A 1363-nucleotide genomic window follows, 5' to 3' on the forward strand; every position below is an offset into this window, starting at 1 on the left:
TGGGCCTAAAAATCGGGTGCGAATAAGCCAAAGCGTATTTGATTTTATTGACTCATTTCTAGAATATGTTCCGGACACATAAATATTTAGGGGGATGATGTATGGTTGAGTTAACTGGGCATTCTTTAACTTTAGAACAAGTCGAACGGATCTGTTATGACTTTGAACAAGTCATAATTAGCAAAGAATCAATACGAAAAGTAGAGCAAAGCCGAAAAGCTGTTGAAAAAATTGTCGGTGATAAAAGGACCATTTACGGAATAAATACAGGCTTTGGAAAATTTAGTGATGTCATCATTGCAGATGATGATGTGAATGGTTTACAGCTTAATTTAATTCGCTCCCATGCCTGTGGTGTTGGTGAACCTTTCCCTGAAGTTGTTTCACGAGCAATGGTTTTACTTCGGTTGAATGCACTATTAAAAGGTTTTTCTGGAATTCGTCCGATCATTGCTGAAAGACTGGTAACTTTATTAAATATGAAAATACATCCGGTTATACCACAACAGGGTTCACTCGGGGCATCCGGAGATTTAGCGCCACTCTCACATTTGGCTCTTGTGCTCATTGGGGAAGGAAAGGTGCATTATAAAGGGAAAATTTTCCCGACCAGAGAAGTTTTTAACAAGGAGGGCATTCAGCCAGTGCTCTTGCAGTCAAAAGAGGGTCTTGCGTTAATCAACGGCACCCAAGCAATGACCGCAATGGGAGTGATCAATTGGTTAGAAGCTTCACAACTTGCCTTACAAAGTGAAATGATTGCTAGCCTAACACTTGAAGGACTAGAAGGAATCATTGATGCCTTCCATCCAGCTATACATGAGGCTCGTGGTTACCAACAGCAAATGGATGTGGCAAAAAGAATTCGCGACCTTTTATCGGGAAGCCATTTGATTACAAGACAGGGAGAAAAGCGGGTTCAGGATGCTTACTCCTTACGTTGTATTCCACAAGTGCACGGCGCTTCCTGGCAAGCGTTAGACTATGTAAAAGAAAAACTAGAAATTGAAATGAATGCAGCCACAGATAACCCGCTAATTTTTGAAGATGGGAATTTGGTTATTTCAGGTGGAAATTTCCATGGTCAGCCAATCGCGATTGCAATGGATTTTATGAAAATAGCAGTTGCTGAGTTTGCAAGTATTTCAGAGAGACGCATTGAAAGACTCGTAAACCCACAGCTAAATGATTTGCCACCGTTCTTAAGTGCTCAACCAGGTTTACAATCGGGTGCAATGATTATGCAATATGTCGCAGCATCACTCGTGTCTGAAAATAAAACACTCGCCCACCCTGCAAGTGTAGATTCAATCCCGTCTTCTGCCAATCAAGAGGACCATGTGAGCATGGGAACAATCGGCTC

1 protein-coding gene is annotated in these 1363 nt (G+C 41.6%); it reads left to right on the forward strand.

Going from position 1 to position 1363, the window contains the following annotated elements; genetic code table 11:
• Positions 1 to 101: 101 nt before the first annotated feature.
• Positions 102 to 1363: histidine ammonia-lyase (gene hutH, locus V7147_RS19810; protein WP_335369539.1), on the forward strand; the 1262-nt coding region annotated here is incomplete at its 3' end.

Source organism: Bacillus sp. JJ1521 (genome assembly GCF_036965165.1).
In the GTDB taxonomy this organism is placed as follows: domain Bacteria; phylum Bacillota; class Bacilli; order Bacillales; family Bacillaceae_L; genus Ferdinandcohnia.